Raw genomic sequence first — 17,190 nt, forward strand, 5'->3', positions numbered from 1 at the left:
GTCGGGAAATCGCTGTCTATCCACGACAGCCCAGATTGCTGCTCGCCGGCCTCGCGCTGATCGGGGCACGATCGTGGCGACCGTACGGCGGATCGGCTCGCGCAGCGGTGCAGACATCATCATGTGCCCCGAAGTCGAGACCGGTAATCCGGCGACGCCTGCTACCGGCAGCGTTGTGCTCGGGAACTTACTGGGCCCTCACCGGCTGTCCGGCAGACCACGCGCCCGCCGGTCCATCCTCGATGCAAGCCCCACGACGCCTCCAAACCCCCATCGGCCCGCCGACGTGTACTGGTCGATTTCCGGTCAGAAGGTGTCGCTGCTGGTGGGCCGGCGGCCGAACGGGCCGGGGTTCCGGGTACGGACGGCACATCGGTGAAAGTCGCATCGATATTCGTATGTGGTGGTGCGGATACGGGTCGGTCACTCACCCGGGCGACGAAACCGCCCGGCCCGGCTACCCGATCGGTGCGGCCAGTGGCCCGCGACTGCCGGCGGTCGGTACCGATAAGGCACGAGCAGCCCGGACGGGACTCCGGTTTCCGCCGGTGGGCGTACACCCTGTCCCGGCTGCCAGACGACGTCCTACCCGAAGGGAACAGCCTGTGAACGATGTGGTGCAGGTGTTGTCGCCGCAGGCCGCGCGGCGTCATATGGTCGAGCGGCTGCAAGCGGCTCGCCGGATCACCAGCGAGCGGGTGGCGGCCGCGTTCAACACGGTGCCGCGGCACAAGTTCGTGCCAGCCGGCACCAGCGTTCAGGACGCATACGCCGACGACGTGGTGATCACCCAGCGCGGCTCGGACGGCAAGACGTCGAGTTCGATGTCGGCGCCGTGGCTTCAGGCCTCTCCTATCGATGTCAATTTCGGACCCGTGCGGATCTTTCAGAGGTGAGTGCCGGTGAGCGCGACGACGGATAAGACGCCGCTAAGGGATCGGATCCCTCAGCAACCCGGGCCGGCTCAGGTGGAGTCGGTGTTGCCGGAGTTACGCGCGGCGGATTGGGAGATGGGGATCCGGCGTCGGGCGGAGACCGGGGTGTTCGGGGTGTTCGCCGAGCTGCCGGGCCTGGTGCGTGAGGCGGTGGTGATCAGCTGGCGCGCTGATCGGGTCCGCACGCTCGTCGTGGCCCTGGCGACGGTGGTCGCCGGGGTGATGTCGACCTTCGGTCTGCTGTCCACCCAGCGATTCCTGGTGCACCTGTTCTCGAGCGGCCCGACACCCGATCGGGTGAAAGCAGCATTGCCGGCGCTGCTCCTGCTCGCGGCGGTGACCGCGGCCCGCGGCGGGCTCGGCATCGTGGTCGGGTATGCGCAGAACGGGTTAACGCCGCGGGTGACCCAGGCCGCCGAGCGGCGGCTGTTCGAGGTGACGTCGGCGGTGGAGCTGGCGGCATTCGATCAGGACGCGTTCGCCGACGACATGGAACGCGCGACCCGCGGCCCGGACAGCGCCGCCACCTTGGTGCAGGAGACCTCCAACATGTTCGCCGGTCTGGTGAACCTGTGCGCGGTCGCGGTGGCCGTCGCGGTGATCAACCCGCTGTTGTTGGGCGCGTTGCTGGTGGCGACGGTGCCGAATGCGTACGCGGCCTTGCGGGCCGGGCATCTGCGGTATGCGACGTTCGTGGCCGGTTCGGTGCGTCGGCGCCGGATGTGGGTGCTGCAACGGCAGATGGCCGAACGCAACTCGGCGCCGGAGCTACGCGTCTACGGGCTGCGTAGTTTCGTGTTGGGCCAATTCGACCGGGTGATGCACGCCCAGACCGACGTGGACCTGGATCTGGCGCGACGTACAACCACGATGACCAGCATCGGCGCCACGATCAGCGGTCTGGGCCTGGGCGGGGTGTGGCTGTTGCTCGGGGTGCTGTTGTCCGACGGGAAGATCCCGCTCGCCGCGTCGGTGACGTGCGTGGTCGCGGTGCAGGCCGCCCAGCGCGCTTTGGCGGCGGTGACGTTCCAGCTGGACCGGGTCTTCACCAACGGTCAGTTCCTGAAGCAGTACGTCGAGTTCCTCCACCGCGCCGGCGACTACCTGCCCGCCGCCGCGACCGGTACCCGCCCCATGCCGGCGCCACTGCAGCAGTTGGCCGTGCGCGGGGTAACCCTGCAATACCCGGACCGCAAGGACCGGGCGGTTGACGGTGTCAGCCTGACCATCGAGGCCGGGCAGACGGTGGCGTTCGTGGGGGAGAACGGATCCGGCAAGTCCACCCTGGCCGCGATGATCGCCGGGCTGCGGACCCCGACCAGTGGCATGATCGAGTGGAACGGCCAACCGTTCGCGGACCTCGATACCGAGGCGTTGCGGGCACGGATGGCGGTGGTCATGCAGGAACATCACCACTGGCCGTACACCGCGGCGACGAACATAGCCATGGGTGACCTCGCCACGATCCCCGAGCAAGCCCGGATCGAAGCCGCCGCACGGCAGGCCGCCGCCCATGAACCGATCACCGCCCTGCCGCACGGTTACGAAACCCTGCTGGACCGCACGTTCAAAGACGGGCAGGAACTGTCCGGCGGGCAGTGGCAGCGGATCACCGCCGGACGAGGCTTCTACCGCAACGCCGAACTCCTCGTGATGGACGAACCGTCCTCGGCACTCGACCCGCGCGCCGAACACGCCCTGTTCCAATCAATCCGCTCCCGGCAGGGCACCAGGACCACCATCCTGATCACCCACCGGCTCGCCAACATCGTCGACGCCGACCGGATCTTCGTCCTGCACGACGGCGTCCTGGAAGAACAAGGCACCCACGCCGAGCTGATCACCGCCGGCGGCCGGTACGCCACCCTGTACGCATTACAGGCCGCCGGCTACCAACCACGCGAGGCCACCTCGTCGCAGTCGGCAGCCGTCGATGCGGATCAGGCTTGACCGGCGCCGGCGAGGTCATGGTGGAGCGGTCACAGGACAGGCTGGACCCTGCCTGGGTACTGACGGCGGTCGTCGCGGCCCGCGACGCGTGGGTGGCCGAGGCCACGGCGGTCCTGCAAACCGATCCGCGGGTAGCAGGCATGGTCCTGGTCGGTTCACTCGCCCGCGGCGACAGCGACGCGTTCAGCGACGTGGACCTGATCGTCGCAGTCGACCCGCCGATCCCGCAGATGCTGCTCACCGACCCGTTCGCCGCCCTCGGGTTGCCCGGCGTCGCGCTCTACCGCAGGCCGAAGCCGCGCAACGCGCCGGCTGGCGGCGGCTATCTCGCCGTGGCGGTCGAGCTCGCCGGTCTGCCGGTCCTGTTCGACGTGTACCTGTGGCCGGCCACGACTGCGGCCGTCCCGGCAGGCGGGCGAGTGCTGACCGAACGGACTCGTCTGCCCCGCACTGGGCTGGGCCTGCTGGACCTGCTTGCTACCTGCCCGCCGGAGGACGCGTCCGGCTCCGATCCGGATGATCCGGCCACTCTGCTCCTGCTGGTCCAGCTGGCCGCGAAGTATCACGCCCGCGGCGATCGGCGTCGCCGGGCTGCGATCTGCCACCAGCTGCACATCAGCGACATCACCGATGCCAGCGAACTGCGCAGGCTGCTCGACACCCGGCTGGCCGCTATGCGGCCGCCACCGGGGCGGGCGCTGGCCGCGGTTCGGCGGCTACTCGACCTCGTATCCGTCTTGTTGAAAGAGGTGCTCGTGTCCACCAGCCCCGACGTGAAGGATCGCACTCCCGAACAGGCCCGGCAGGAGCTGGTCGACCAGCTCACCGCCCGAGGGTGGATCACCCAGCCCGCGGTGGCCGCGGCGTTCGCCGCGGTGCCGCGGCATCTGTTCGCCCCGGAGGGCACCAGTATCGAGGCGGCGTACGCCGACGACACCGTGGTCACCCGGCGCGGCCCGGACGGGAAGACCACCAGCTCGATCTCCGCGCCGTGGCTTCAGGCGTACATGATCGAGGCCGCCGCGCTGAGCCCGGGATCGCGTGTGCTCGAAATTGGCTCAGGTGGCTACAACGCCGCCCTGCTGGCTGAGGTGGTCGGCCCGGCCGGGACGGTGGTCACCGTCGACATCGACGCCCAGGTGGTTGCCAACGCCCGGACCGGGTTGGCCCGGGCCGGCTACCCACAGGTTCAGGTGATCTGCGGCGACGGCGAGCACGGATACGCCGACGGCGGCTCGTATGACGCGGTGATCGTCACGGTCGAGACCAGCGACGTACCACCGGCGTGGATCGGGCAGCTCACGGCCGATGGTGTATTAGTGATCCCGTTGCGGATGCGCGGGCACACCCGCTGCCTCACGCTGCGACCCGACGGTGATCACCTGGTCGCGACGGCGGCGGTGCAGTGTGGGTTCGTGTCGATGCAGGGCCACGGCCGGGACCCGGTACGCCGGATCCCATTGCGTGGCGAGGACGCCGTCCTGGTGTTGGACGACACCACCACTCAGGTCGATGGGGACGCTTTGCGGGCGGCGCTCGACACGCCGGGCGTGCTGCAGTGGTCGCCGGTGACGGCCGCGCTCGACGACGGCAGCGCGTTCGAGTCGGTGCACCTGTGGCTGGCCAGCCAGCCTCGCCCGTACGGAATCCTCACCGTCGACCGGGAGAAGACCGCCGGCCTGCTGGACCCGCAGGACCGGTTCTTCTGCCCGACCCTGCTGACCGGCGACAGCTTCGCCTACCTCATCCTGCGCAGACAGAACGCCGAGACCCTTCAGTTCGGAGGCCACGGCTACGGACCTGCCGCGGACACCCTGGTCGCGGAACTGATCGACCTGCTGACCGTCTGGGACGAGCAGCACCGGGTCTCGTCCGGGCCTCGGATTACCTTGCACCCGACCGGTAGCCGCGTGCCCGACAGCGGCGGATTGCGGCTGTTGGTGCCGCGTCGGCACACCACTACCGCAATCACCTGGTCCGGCCGCGCACGATGACGACCATCGACCACACGGCCGCGGCAGTGCCGACACTGGTAATCATTCGCGGGAATTCTGGCTCCGGGAAGTCGACCGTCGCAGCCGAGGTTCGCCGCCGTTACGGTCGGGGCTGCGCGCTGATCGAGCAGGACTATCTGCGCCGGGTGGTGCTGCGTGAGCACGGCGCCAACAGCACCCCGGCGGTGGCGCCCGGGTTCATCACCGCGATGGTGCGTGCCGCTCTGGGGGCGGGCTATCACGTCGTCCTGGAGGGAATTTTGCACACCGGCCAGTACGGGGCACCGCTGCGGGAGCTGATCGCCGAGCATCCAGGGCGGTCCGCGGTGTTCTGGATGGACGTGTCGTTCGACGAGACGGTCCGCCGGCACGCCGGCCGCCCCGGCATGGCCCACATCAGCGCGGAGACGATGGCGTCATGGTTCGCCGCAGACGACCTGCTCGGGGTCGACGGGGAGCAGCAAATCGCGCAGCAGTCCACCGTTGAGGACAGCGTGTCGGCGATCCTGCACGGCAGCAGCCTGGCCGAGGCCGCTGCCCTGACCCCGTGCCCGCGGTTGTGTCGGCGCTGCGCCGAGAAATGTGGCCCCGCCGCCGATGACCTGCGGCCGGGGACGAGGCCCGGCGTGGGGACATTCGTCGACCGCGCCGGTCCGCCCGAGGGGTCACCCGGTGGGGACAATGGTGGTCCGGAGGCGGGGATATGGGAGGCGATCGCGGCGTCGCGGGCGTGGTTGGACGAGCACAACGGCACGGCCGAGCCGGAACTGGGTCTACGGATCCTCAAGATCGTCGAGGAAGCTGGCGAGGCCGCAGCAGCGTGGATCGGCACCGTTGGCCAGAACCCCCGCAAAGGTGTAACCCACGATCGGCAGGACGTGGCCGACGAGCTCGGTGACGTCGCGGTCACCGCTTTGGTCGCCGCCGCCAGCCTCGGCTTCGATCCCCGCACCGTTCTGGCCCAGGTAGCGGGGAAAGTCGTCGGCCGGCTCGGTCCGCCGCCGGCCGACAAGCCGGTCGACTCGCCATGACCGCCGTTGGCCCGTCTCCGGCCTCACCCGGCCAGGCGTCGCAGCCCGCCGGTAGCCGGGTCCGGGCTGGTAAAGCCAGCGAGCGCCGGTTCTGGTCGGCGTACGCGATCAGCGCGCTCGGCAGCGGCGTCGGAGCGGGCGCCCTGCCGCTGGTAGCCATCCTGGTGCTCGGCGCCTCGGACTGGCAGGTTTCGCTGCTGGCGGTGCTGGCCGGCCTCGCCGGGGTGGCGCTGGCCGTGCCGTTGGGACCGTACATCGAGTTCCACCACAAGCGACCCGTGATGATCAGTGCCGACCTCATCCGGTTCGCCGCCCTGGCCAGCGTTCCGATCACCGCCTGGGCGGGCATGCTGAGCTACGGGCAGCTGTGCGTGGTCGCCGTGCTCCAGACCGCCGCGACGATCGCGGCGAACGCTGCCGCCCAGCCCTACCTCAAAACCCTGGTCCCCGTGCGGGAGCGGGCACGGGTGAACAGCCGTCTGGAGACCACCACCTGGACCACCGGCGCTCTGGGCCCGCCGGTCGGTGGGCTGCTCGTGTCCGCCACCAGCCCGATCGCCTCCATCGGGATCGACGCGGTCAGCTACCTGCTCGCCGCATGCGGCTGGCGGCGCATCCGCCACCACGAACCGCCACCACCACAGGGCGCCGGGCGGCGGCAGTGGCGGGCCGACACCGTCGCCGGCTGGCAATACATCTACGCCCACCCAGGCTTGCGGCGACTGTTCGCCAACGCGATGCTGTTCGGCGGAGTCATCATGGCTTCCTCCCCGTTGATCGCCGTGTACCTGCTGCGTGAGCTGCACTTCAGCCCGCTGCAGTACGGGATCGCGCTCGGCGTGCCCTGCGCCGCCGGGGTAGCCGGCTCACTGCTCGCCCCGACTCTGATTCGCCGCGCCGGTCTGGGCCGGACCCTGCTGTACGCAGGATTCGCCCGCTGCCTGTGGATGGCGCCGATCCTGCTCGCCTCACCCACCACGGCGGGTCTTGTGCTGATCATCGCCTCTGACAGTGCGCTGCTGCTGTGCGCCGGGATCTTCAACCCGGCCTTCGCCACCTATCGGATGAAAGTCACCGCCGACACCCACCTGTCGCGCGTCGTCGGCGCTTGGGCGATGTCCAGCAAACTCGTGCAACCGGCCTGCATCGCCGCCGCCGGACTGCTCGCCGCCGCCGCAGGCATTCGCACGGCCATCGCCGTGCTGGCAGTGGTGCTGCTGGTGTGCCCCGTGCTGATGCCCTGGACGGCACTGCGCCCGGCGGGCCGCACCGCACCGCTGCCCGCCCCTGGAAAAGTCGGCTCGCGGGAGTATCTGCTGACCCCGGCTCACCGCTCCGGTGCCGGACAGAGCGGAAGTGATCAGCGATGACCACGGCGCCCTTGGAGGTCCTGACCGGCGAGCGCGTTGTGGTGCGCGCTCCTGCACCTGGCGACGAGCATGCGCTGGTGGAGATGGCCACCGACCCGCGGGTGCGCCGCTATCTGGGCGGCCCCAAGGATCAGGCGGCTGCTGAGGCCGATGCCGCCCGGAAAGTCGGCGAAGCGCGGTGGGGTCAGTTCGTGATCGTCGACCGGGCCGCGGGTGTGGTGGCCGGCAGCGGCAGTGTGGCCCGCAAACGCGGGCCGTGGGAGATCTCCTACCAGCTGCGTCACCCGTTCTGGCGGCGCGGGCTGGCCGGTGAGGCCGTGGCGTTGGTCCGTGACTGGTTCTTCGACACCACCGAGGAGTACGAGCTGATTGCCACGACTCAGCAGGCGAACCTGGCCTCGCAGCGCCTGCTGGAGCGTCTCGGCGCGGTGCGGACGGGCAGCTTCGAGCAGTACGGGCTGACCCAGCTGCGGTTCGACTTTCACCGACCCGGCCGCCGCGCCCCCTGATCGCCGCCGCCGTGACGTTCTGGCCTGACGGCCCCGACCCTGGAGGAGATCGTCGTGACTGACTACACCGCGACGCTGCCGCGCAAACGCATGGGCGCCGGCGTCGTGTTCACCAACCAGGACGGGCACGCCCTGCTCGTCGAGCCGACCTATAAACCGAGCTGGCAGATCCCCGGTGGCGCGGTCGAGGCTGACGAATCACCGCGGGCCGCCGCGGTCCGCGAGGTCGCGGAGGAACTCGGGCTTGACGTCACGCCCGGTCGGCTCCTGGTCGTTGACTGGGTGCCCGCCCGGGATGGGCGCACCGAAGGACTCATGCTGCTGTTCGACGGCGGCCACCTCAGCCCGGAGCAGACCAGCGCGATCCGGCTGCCCGGCGAGGAACTACACGACTGGGCCTGGTCCGACCCGCCCCAGGCCGAGCAGCGCCTGTCCGGCCTGCTCGCCCGCCGCATCGCCGTCGCGCTCGAGGCCCGCACCAGCGGGATGACCGTTTACCTGGAAAACGGCCACCGTTGACGCGCAGGAGAACGCCGCGGCGAGCCGGACCAATCGAGGATTGTCGCCGACGCAGCGTCCTGCACGACGAAAGGTGATGTGCATGCAGCGGATCGCGATCCTTGGTGCCAGCGGCGCCGGTAAGACCGTCTTGGCCCACACTCTGGGCGCCCTGCTTGATCTGCCGGTCACCCACCTCGATCAGCTGCGCTACGACTCGGACTGGAACGTGATCCCCGAACCGGACTTCGTCGCGGCGCAACACCAGCTGGTGGCCAACGCGCGGTGGATCGTCGACGGCAACAGCCTGGCCAGCCTCCCGGTGCGCGCTGCCGCGGCGGACACCGTCATCGTGCTCGACCCGCACCCGCTGGTCTGCCTCACCGGGATCGCCGCCCGGCGGTTGCGCTACCGCGGCGGCCAGCACGCCGACGGCGTGTACGACCGGGTCACCCTCGAAGTCCTGAGATACGCGGCCACGTACCGCGCCCGGCATCTGCCCCGAGTCCAGGACTGCCTACGCGAGCACGCCACCCGGGCGACATTCGTGCATCTACGCAGCCGTCGCGCCGTCACCCGCTACGTGGACCAGGTCCGCGCCGTCGGCAGGAATTCTTGATGACCGGTCTGCACCGCTACCTCGACGATCCTGCCTTCGCCGCCACACGCTTTGTCGTCATCGACTTCGAGGGAACCACGCCTGCGGGATGCCCGGCCGAACCGATCGAGGTCGGCGCCGTCATCCTGCGCCCCACCCCGGGCGGCATGGAGTGCGTCAGCCGGTTCGAGGCGCTGATCCGGCCGCCCGCGCATGCCCCGTTGACCGAGGCAGACACTCGGCAGACCGGGATCACCGCGCCGATGCTCGCCGGCCGGCCCGCCGCCCCGGCCGTCCTCGCCGGCCTGGACGCGCTGCTGACCGACCCGCCGTACCTGCTGGTCGCGCATCACGCCTGCACCGAGGCCGGAATCTTGCGCCGCTACGCGCACGCCTGCCCGACTGCCGCCGCCGCGCCGATGCTCGACACCCTCGCCCTGGCCAAACGGTGCCGGCCTGGCCTCGCGTCGTACGCCCTCGATGCCCTACTGACCCTCCACGGGATCGGCATCCCCGCCAGCCGGCATCGCGCGCTCGCCGACGCCGAGGTGACCGGCCACCTACTGGTCCGGCTGCTGGCCGACGGCGCCCGAGCACACCGCTGGTGCCGACTGGACCAGCTACGAGACCTCGCCGGCCAACCACCACCCGCCAACCCGCACCCGCAGGAGTTCTTGTTCTGACCGTTGCAGCGGCGCTTGCGGTCTGGCCCACGAGGCGGGAAACCGCGATGGCAGCCATGAGCGAGAAAGCCCGCGCAAACGCCCCCTCCTCATCACCGTGACCAGGAGAACGATGAACCTGAGCGACGACACGATCAGCCGGGTCCCTGAAGACGTCTACCTGCACGACGCGCGGCGCGGGCCGACGCTGCACTACTCCGACCCGGCCGCGATCCACCGGGACCTGGCCGCGTTAGACGTCCCCGACGGCGCCCGCGTGCTCGAAGTCGGCACCGGCACCGGCTACTCGAGCGCGCTGCTGGCCGAGCTCGCCGGCCCGGCCGGGCACATCGTCAGCATGGACGTCGACGATCACTTGGTCCAAGCGGCGAACCAGCTGCACGGTGAACGCGGCATCGGCACCGTCGTCACCTGCCATACCGGTGACGGCCTCGCCGGGCACCCGCCCGGTGCCCCCTACGGCCGGATCGTCGCCTGGCTTTGCCCGCCCCGGCTCCCGTCCTCATGGGTGCACCAGCTGGCGCCCGACGGCCGGATCGTGACCTGCCTGCCGGTCGCGCCGCTACCCTCGGCCAACATCATCACCACGATCACCGTGCACGCCGGCCGGCCGCACGCCGACCAGCTGACCTTCGGCGGCTACGCTCAAAGCCACCTGACCCCGATCGACGACGTGCACACCATCCCGCCCCGCTGGGTCGACGCCATCATCGGCCAGCCCGAGCCGTCCTGGATATCGATCAGCTGGCGCGTCAGCGACCCGCACCGTGACGGTGCCCGCGCCGCACTCCACCAGCTCCAGCGCCCCGGTCACACCGGTAGGTACGAGCGCACACCGCTGGACTGGCGGTCCTTTACAGCGTTCACCGCAGCTCTCGCCGACCCGAACCTGACCGCTGTCTCGCTGCACGGTCAAGGCCGCGGCATCGGGCACACCACCCCGACCTCGGCCGCGATCATCCTTACCGACGGCACCATCGTCGCCGACCACCCCGAATCGGTTTCACTGCGGACGCTGCACACCTGGCTACGGCGATGGGAACAGGCCGCCCGGCCGGGGCCCGACGCTTACACGACCATGCTGACCCGGGCCGAGGACAACGATCCGCCCGGCTGGGACCTACGGCTCCGCATCCGGCCGGGAGACACGAAACAGGCGGCCAGGCCATGACTGCGCAAAGCTCCTCGAGAGCTGCACACCTCGTCGCAACCTGCCCATGCCGCCATACACGAGCAGGGCGCTCGACATGGCAGTGACCGATGACATCGCAGACTTTGTCGACGCGTCCGCACCGGGGCTGGGCCAGGCCGACCTGATCTTCGTGTTCGGCTCCACCCTGCCGGACGCCGTCACGCCCGCCCTGCGGGCGTTCCGAGCCGGGCTGGCGCCGCTGATCGTCCTGACCGGAGGTCCCAACCGCCGCAACCCCGCGATCGTGGAGAGCGACGCACACGCACAGCTGCTCAAAGCACGGGGGATTCCGCCGGATCAGATACTCATCGAACGACGTTCTCGCACCTCCCACGAGAATGTCTCGTTCGCCCGTCCTCTCGTCGAGGAACGCCTTCACGCGCCACGAACGGTGATCGCCGTCGTGAAATGGTGGCAACGCCGACAGATACACCTGGTCGCGGCAGGCCTGCCGTCCGTCGAACGTATCTACGCCGCAACGTGGAACCCTCCCGCCAGAGCCGACGGGCGACCCTACGACCGGACCACCTGGGCGTCCAGTTCCGACCGACCGCGCATCGAAGACGAGTTCGGTTACCTAAGGAAACTCCTCGACAGCGGTGATTTGCCTGCGCTATCCCGCACGGATGCGGGCTGGACCCCGGCGACGCCCAGCAGGTCGGATCCCGCCGTTCCTCGGCCGATGATCCGCACTTGACCAACAACCGAGGTCGGCGGGTACCTCCTGCGCGATCGTTGTGCGGCAGAAGGAGGCGCTAGTGACGACGCGACCGGCGACCAGAGTCTTGATGGCACTGGAACCGGCCTTCTACGACCTGATCTGGTCGCGGGACTTCTCCAGAATCCAGATGTCTCATGAGACATCAGCACTTCCAGCCTGATGCAGTCTAAAGGCTGTCGTTTCACTGGAACGCCAGCCTTATAGCCGTCATTCAAAGCGCTGTTGCGGCGTGCCTGTCTCGGCGGTCCGCGAAGAGCCCGCGAGGGGTACTGCGATCAGGGCTACCGTCGGTGTTGTTGCAGTTCCGAAATGGGCGTCAGTGTTGTTTGGCGGTGAGGGCGAAGGCGAGTAGGCCGGTGGCGGTGAAGTCGATCGATGCTTCGTTGTTGGCGGAGATGCGCATGTCGTCGACGTAGTGGGCGTCGTCGCGGTCGAACTGTTCGAGTGAGGCGGCGGCGCACGAGCTGGGAGTGCGGTCGGTGAGTAGTTCGTGGACGCGGTCGGCGGAGTTCGGGCCGTTGACCACGGCGCCGACCATGCCTGCGTCGGTGCCGGGGATTTTCGCCAGTGTCGCGATCTGGTCGTGGGGGCATTGGGGGTAGGTGGTGCCGACTCCGATGACCAGGGAGGTGCCCCAGCCGTTGGCGCCGAGCACGATGTTGCGCTGGGCGGTGGCGAAGGCCGCGTACCGGCCGTCTTTGAAGATGTGTTCGTAGAGTTCGGCGGTGGCGGTGTAGCCGAGCTGTCGGGCGGCGTAGTCGGATCCGCCGTTGCCCGCGGCGGCGCCCATCGGGTTGCCCGCGGCGGCCTTGACGCCGGCGTCGAGGCGTCGCTGCAAGTCACGGCGCAGGCCTGCGGCGTCGATCTGGGCTGCGGGGATCGGTGTGGCTGCCAGGGTGCGGGCGAGTTCGGTGTCGGCTAAGGCGCTGACGTTGTAGACGCTCAGCGCCGAGTCGCCGCCGTTGTCGGCGTTGACCTTCGCCCAGTAGGTCGCCTGGCGCAGCCGCTCAGCGGCCTGGGGGTCGTGCAACGTTTGGGCGGCCAGGGCGAGTTCAGTGGCACCGAGAGCGAGGTCGTCGGTCCAGCTGTTCTCCGGGTAGAACGTCTGCGGTTCGGCCGTGACCAGTTCGCCGACGTCGTCAGTGCGGGCCAGGTCGAAGATCTGCGCGGCGGTGGCCAGGTGTGCTCTGGCCCGGCCGGGCTCGGTGGCTGCCTCGGTCTGAGCGGCCAGGGCGAAGGCCGCGGCGACGCGGCCGGCCAGGTTCGGGCTCAGTGGCTGTCCGGGGTCGGCGGCGCGGAAGACCGGCCGGTAACGCTGGAAGTACCTCTTGTCGCCCGGCTCGACCGCGAGCCGGTCGTCGGTTTGGGGTAGCCGCCAGGAGTCGTGATCGCCGAGGAAACTGCGGTCGGCGGATTGCAGACCGCTACCGATGCCGACCTGGGTGTAGAGCGTTTCGGTATCGGGATCCCACATTTTGTCGAGCCAGTCGACGCCGTGGCGGATTTCGGTATCGAGGCCCTCCACGGGCATGTCGCGTTGGACGGTGAGCATGCTGATGAGGGCGTAGGCGGTGGTGTGGGTGAACTTGAGGAAGTCCCCGGCGTCATACCAGCCGCCTTCGACATCGACCGGGCCGCCGGCTTCGGTGAGGGCAGCGGTCATCCGGCCTTGGGCGTCGAAGCGTGGCCTGTCGTAGACGGTGGCGGTGCGGTCGGCCAGGTGTGCCGCTTGGCGCTGCCACACACCGGCGACCTGGTCGGCACCGTCGCGGTGGGCTTGGAAGTACGTGATCGAGTCGCGGGCCAACGGCGCGAACAGGTGCTCCGCGGTCTCGATGTGAAACGGCGGGGATTGGGCGGTGACCGGGCCGTCGACGCGCAGCCGGTAGGTACCCGGCCGGGTCAGCGCGCTCAGGTCGATCGGACGTACGTCGCGCAGGGTGGTGTTCCAGGCGCCCCGGCTGGCGCCGAGCGTCGGCGACAGGACCTTTCTGCCGGAGGGGTCGATCACGCTGACCCGTGCCCCGGCAGCGTCGCGTGGCGCCAGCAGAGCAGCGATCTTGACCTCGCCGGAGGCGTAACCCACCTGGTCGAGGCGGATGAATGCGTCCGCCTTACGCTGCGGATCGTTGGTGCACGCTGCTGAGAAAAGCAGGCCTGTGGCAAGCAACGGTACGAGGACGCGACGAAGCCTTGCTGCCTTGTGGGTCACGAGTTTGAAGTATCTTCGCCGGCGATCACGCTGTGACGGACTCGTTGTGTGCAAAAGACGCTGGGCGCGAGGCGTTGGACGGTGCTGATACACGGGGGTAGCGATCACATCAGGGTTCGTAGTGCTGCGGCGACTCCTTGCGGGTCGCTGAGGTGCGCGAAGCGGCTCTCGGCCGACGGTGGGGGGTTGCAGCTGGCCGCTGTGGCTGCGGTGGAGAGGCTGCGGGCGGGCTTGGAAGATGCGGTGGGCTGGTCGAACCATGACCGGTAGGCAGCCAACAACGCGGGGTCCCGGCGCGGTTGCGCGAAGGGGCGGTACGGGTCGGTCACCTGATCGATGCCGGCTGCGTTGATCACGCTGTCCACGGTGGCGGCGATCGCCGTGGTGGGTGCGTCGATGGTGAGGATGGCGTGGACGGCGAAGTCGCGGGCGAATGCGGTGGCGAGCCATGCGGACGTGGCGTGACCGACGATGATGGGTGCCCGGCGCAGCCCGAGGCTGTGGATGAGCTCGGCCAGCTGGGTCGCGAGATTCGTCGGTGAGCAGTTCCTGCGTCTGGGGGTTTCGCCGTGGCCGGGCAGGTCTGGGGCGATGATCGTGCCGTCGGTGGCGAGCTCGGCCGCGAGCGGCCACCACGTGGTGCGGTCGAAGAGCAGGCCGTGTAGGAGCAGGACGGGACGTCCGGTGGTGCCCCAGCGGTCGTAGACGAGCAGGTTTGTGGGGCTTCCGTAGGCGTGGGTGGTGCGACGCGGCGGGTTCGGTGACACGGTGATGGTCCTTCTGGGGCGGGCGGACGCGGGAACGCGCCAGTCGTGCCGCAGAAAGGGAGCTGCGGTGCACTGGGCGCGGGTGGTGCCTGGCCGACGTGGGTCGGCCGGCTGTCACACCCGCAGGACGCCCAGCAGTTTCAGGTCCGCGCCTGCTGTGCTGATACCGAAACTGGCTAAAGACGTGGTGGTGCTGTCAAGGCCGGAGACGCGGTGAATCAGCGCGGCGGTGGCGATGGCCGCGGCCGTGGCCGGTCGCAGGCGCTGAGTCGGGCTGGGCGTCCAGTCGCTGCCGTGATGATGAGCGTGCCCGGGCAGGCTGGCCTCGGTATCGGCGACCGGTCCGGCGAGCCGGTGATCGAGGTTGTGGACGTTCAGGACGCCCGCAACGGTCGGCTGTGGGCGGTGGTGGGCACTGCCGGCGGAGACGAGCACGGCGGCACCGAGCAGGATCAGCAGCATCAGCAGCGCCGGGATCCGGACGACACGACGCAGCCCGGCGACGCTCGCGGCGTTGCCGGGTCGTGTCATCGCGTCAGGATAGGTGGCCACGGTGATCGTCGCCTGTCAGGCGGCCGCGGCTAGCCGGTCGCGTCGTTCGTGGGACAGGTCGCTGTGGTGTTGATCGCCGGGGTGGCTGTCCGGGTCGACATGCACGGTAGCGCCGGTCAGTCGCGCGACGTTGTGGGTGAGCTGGTGCTCGGCGTCCGCGGCGATCTCGTGGGCGGCGAGCAGGCTCAGGTTCGCGTCGACGACGACGGCGGCTTCGGCGTGCATGCGGTGCCCGATCCAGCGCAGCTTGATGCCCGAGACATCGCGAACGCCGGGCACCGTACGCAGCGACTGCTCAGCTTGATCGACCAGTTCCGGGTCGACGCGGTCCATCAGCCGCCGGTACACCTCCCGGGCGGCGTCCTTGAGGACGAACGCGATGGCCACGGTGATGATCAGCCCGACGATCGGGTCGGCCCAGCGCCACCCGAGCGCTGCTCCGCCGGCGGCGAGCACGACGGCCAGGGAGGTGAAGCCGTCGGTGCGGGCGTGCAGGCCGTCGGCGACCAGGGCGGCGGAGCCGATGCGCCGGCCGACGGTGATGCGGTAGCGGGCGACGATCTCGTTGCCGATGAAGCCGATCACGCCGGCGGCGAGCACCCAGGGGATGTGGGTCATGTCCTGCGGGTTGGCCAGCCGGTCGATGGCGGTCCAGGCCGCGGCGATCGACGAGGCGGCGATGACCGCGACGATGACGATGCCGGCGAGGTCTTCGGCCCGGCCGAAGCCGTAGGTGTAAGCGCGGGTGGCGGCGCGCCGGCCGAGCAGGAACGCGATACCGAGCGGGACGGCGGTCAGCGCGTCGGCGACGTTGTGCAGCGTGTCGCCGAGCAGCGCCACCGACCCGGAGAACACGAAGATGACCGCTTGCAGGGCGGCGGTGACACTGAGCACGGCGAGGGAGATCCACAGCGCCCGCAGGCCTTCGCGGGACGACTCGAGCGCGGAGTCGACCTTGTCGGCGGTGTCGTGCGAGTGCGGGGTGATCAGATGCTTAATCCGCTGCCACCCGCTGCTGTGATCGTGGTCGCTGTGATCGTGAGCGACGTCGTCGTGGGTGTGCACGGGCCCTGATCCGTGGCAGTGGGCCTGATCGTGGTCGTGCTCAGCCATCGGAGGTCCTTCATACGGCGTTGGCGTGCGGGCGGTCCTCTGCATAGTATGTGCTCATGTACGCACGCGACAACGTTGCAGGTGCCCAGAATGGGCAACAGCGCCTGTTGAGCGGTCCGGTGCTGCAGCGGGCCGCGATGACGTTCGGCATGCTCGCCGACGCGACCCGACTGGGTCTTCTGACCGCGCTGCTGGACGGGGACCTGGACGTGACGGCGCTGACGGCGGCGGTGGGCGCGGCTCGGCCGGCCGTCTCGCAGCACCTGGGCAAACTGCGCCTGGCCGGGCTGGTCACCGTGCGCCGCGAGGGCCGGCGAGCGTTGTACGCGGTGGCCGGCCCCCACGTGCGCCGCCTGGTGACCGAAGCGCTGTACGCCGCCGAACACCAGCTCACCGACTGGCCCGCTCATCACGAGCCAGATCCTCCGGTCCCGGCGCCGCGCTGACCGCCGAACCTGGTCCCGATCGTCCACGTTCCCGGCAGCGGCCCTCGTTTAGCTGGCTGAACTCGCGGCGGCCGGCGAGCGCAGCGTGACTCCGCCGACCGGTGACGAGGGAGTGGCCTGCGGAAATCCCTCGCTCACGATCAACCGTGAAGAGCGGTGCTGTCAGCCCGCCGCGGTGGGCGCGGGGGCGTGGGCGTGCGGCTGCGAGCTGTCCCCGCCGGACTCGGGCAGGTTCTGATCGGTGTGCTCCGCGTGGAACAGCGCCTCGGACAGCAGTGCCCGCACGTGGGTGTCGGCGGCGGAGTAGTGCACGAACGTGCCTTCACGGCGGCCGCGGACGAGTCCGGCCAGGCGCAACTTGGCCAGGTGCTGGCTGACCGCGGTGGGAGCAGCGCCGACGAGTTCGGCAAGGCAGGCGACCGACGACTCGCCTTGCAGCAGTGCCCACAGGATTTTGATGCGGGTCGAGTCGGCGAGCATCCGGAAGCCTTCGGCGGCGAGGTGGACCTGCTCGTCGTCGGGCATCCGGAAATCGGGCAGCGAGGTATGCACACGAACAGCGTAGCGGGAATCACGGCACTCATCTGCCTAGCTGTTTGGCTACCTACGTGCATACGCA

17 protein-coding genes are annotated in these 17,190 nt (G+C 69.6%); 12 read left to right on the plus strand and 5 right to left on the minus strand.

The window, feature by feature from the left end; genetic code table 11:
• Positions 1 to 605: 605 nt before the first annotated feature.
• From WH85_RS51495 to WH85_RS46660, 11 genes are all read left to right on the plus strand, one after another.
• Complete coding sequence (locus WH85_RS51495) at positions 606 to 896, plus strand: hypothetical protein (RefSeq protein ID WP_169792411.1); 291 nt, start codon at positions 606 to 608, stop codon at positions 894 to 896.
• Positions 897 to 2,885: an ABC transporter ATP-binding protein gene (locus WH85_RS04275; RefSeq protein WP_052720139.1), complete on the plus strand. Its 1,989-nt coding sequence runs from the start codon at positions 897 to 899 to the stop codon at positions 2,883 to 2,885. It begins immediately after the preceding gene.
• Entirely contained in the window at positions 2,882 to 4,879 is a 1,998-nt protein-coding gene (gene fxlM / locus WH85_RS04280; RefSeq protein WP_157410760.1) for a methyltransferase, FxLD system, read from the plus strand. The genes WH85_RS04275 and fxlM overlap by 4 nt, the downstream gene beginning before the upstream one ends.
• 26 nt (positions 4,880 to 4,905) lie before the next feature.
• Positions 4,906 to 5,910, plus strand: coding sequence for an AAA family ATPase (locus WH85_RS52740; RefSeq protein WP_245673811.1), 1,005 nt, complete (start codon positions 4,906 to 4,908; stop codon positions 5,908 to 5,910).
• Positions 5,907 to 7,280 carry an MFS transporter gene (locus WH85_RS04290; protein ID WP_083448783.1) on the plus strand — a complete coding sequence of 458 codons (1,374 nt, stop codon included), beginning with the start codon at positions 5,907 to 5,909 and terminating at the stop codon, positions 7,278 to 7,280. The genes WH85_RS52740 and WH85_RS04290 overlap by 4 nt, the downstream gene beginning before the upstream one ends.
• Positions 7,277 to 7,789 carry a GNAT family N-acetyltransferase gene (locus tag WH85_RS46655; RefSeq protein ID WP_052720140.1) on the plus strand — a complete coding sequence of 171 codons (513 nt, stop codon included), beginning with the start codon at positions 7,277 to 7,279 and terminating at the stop codon, positions 7,787 to 7,789. The genes WH85_RS04290 and WH85_RS46655 overlap by 4 nt, the downstream gene beginning before the upstream one ends.
• A 54-nt stretch (positions 7,790 to 7,843) precedes the next feature.
• A complete protein-coding gene (locus WH85_RS04300; protein ID WP_342669770.1) occupies positions 7,844 to 8,308 on the plus strand; it encodes an NUDIX domain-containing protein in 465 nt (154 codons plus the stop codon).
• 82 nt (positions 8,309 to 8,390) lie between these two features.
• Positions 8,391 to 8,906 (plus strand): P-loop NTPase family protein, encoded by a 516-nt coding sequence (locus tag WH85_RS04305; RefSeq protein WP_045740328.1) that lies wholly within the window; start codon positions 8,391 to 8,393, stop codon positions 8,904 to 8,906.
• Positions 8,906 to 9,568 carry a 3'-5' exonuclease gene (locus tag WH85_RS04310; protein WP_045740329.1) on the plus strand — a complete coding sequence of 221 codons (663 nt, stop codon included), beginning with the start codon at positions 8,906 to 8,908 and terminating at the stop codon, positions 9,566 to 9,568. Before WH85_RS04305 ends, WH85_RS04310 begins: the two co-directional genes overlap by 1 nt.
• 112 nt (positions 9,569 to 9,680) lie before the next feature.
• Positions 9,681 to 10,739 carry a protein-L-isoaspartate O-methyltransferase family protein gene (locus WH85_RS04315; protein WP_045740330.1) on the plus strand — a complete coding sequence of 353 codons (1,059 nt, stop codon included), beginning with the start codon at positions 9,681 to 9,683 and terminating at the stop codon, positions 10,737 to 10,739.
• Between the two features lie 76 nt (positions 10,740 to 10,815).
• A complete protein-coding gene (locus tag WH85_RS46660) occupies positions 10,816 to 11,457 on the plus strand; it encodes a YdcF family protein (RefSeq protein WP_169792412.1) in 642 nt (213 codons plus the stop codon).
• Positions 11,458 to 11,797: 340 nt separating this feature from the next.
• Here WH85_RS46660 and WH85_RS04325 read toward each other — a convergent pair whose 3' ends face one another.
• The 4 genes from WH85_RS04325 to WH85_RS04340 form a co-directional block, all read right to left on the minus strand.
• Positions 11,798 to 13,801: a glycoside hydrolase family 9 protein gene (locus tag WH85_RS04325; protein ID WP_281179038.1), complete on the minus strand. Its 2,004-nt coding sequence runs from the start codon at positions 13,799 to 13,801 to the stop codon at positions 11,798 to 11,800.
• Positions 13,798 to 14,460, minus strand: coding sequence for an alpha/beta fold hydrolase (locus WH85_RS46665; protein WP_052720143.1), 663 nt, complete (start codon positions 14,458 to 14,460; stop codon positions 13,798 to 13,800). Before WH85_RS46665 ends, WH85_RS04325 begins: the two co-directional genes overlap by 4 nt.
• 114 nt (positions 14,461 to 14,574) lie before the next feature.
• Entirely contained in the window at positions 14,575 to 14,991 is a 417-nt protein-coding gene (locus WH85_RS04335) for a hypothetical protein (protein ID WP_157410761.1), read from the minus strand.
• A gap of 36 nt (positions 14,992 to 15,027) precedes the next feature.
• The gene (locus WH85_RS04340; protein WP_045740332.1) at positions 15,028 to 16,125 is read right to left on the minus strand and encodes a cation diffusion facilitator family transporter; all 1,098 of its coding nucleotides are present in this window, start codon (positions 16,123 to 16,125) and stop codon (positions 15,028 to 15,030) included.
• Between the two features lie 56 nt (positions 16,126 to 16,181).
• Between WH85_RS04340 and WH85_RS04345 the strand changes: the two genes are divergently transcribed.
• On the plus strand, positions 16,182 to 16,571 hold the full coding sequence (locus WH85_RS04345; protein WP_052720144.1) for an ArsR/SmtB family transcription factor: 390 nt from the start codon (positions 16,182 to 16,184) through the stop codon (positions 16,569 to 16,571).
• Between the two features lie 162 nt (positions 16,572 to 16,733).
• On the opposite strand, the gene WH85_RS04350 is transcribed toward WH85_RS04345, so the two are convergent.
• Positions 16,734 to 17,123 carry an ArsR/SmtB family transcription factor gene (locus WH85_RS04350; RefSeq protein ID WP_045740333.1) on the minus strand — a complete coding sequence of 130 codons (390 nt, stop codon included), beginning with the start codon at positions 17,121 to 17,123 and terminating at the stop codon, positions 16,734 to 16,736.
• Between the last annotated feature and the right edge of the window lie 67 nt (positions 17,124 to 17,190).

The organism is Actinoplanes rectilineatus, assembly GCF_000962825.1.
Lineage (GTDB): Bacteria > Actinomycetota > Actinomycetes > Mycobacteriales > Micromonosporaceae > Actinoplanes > Actinoplanes rectilineatus.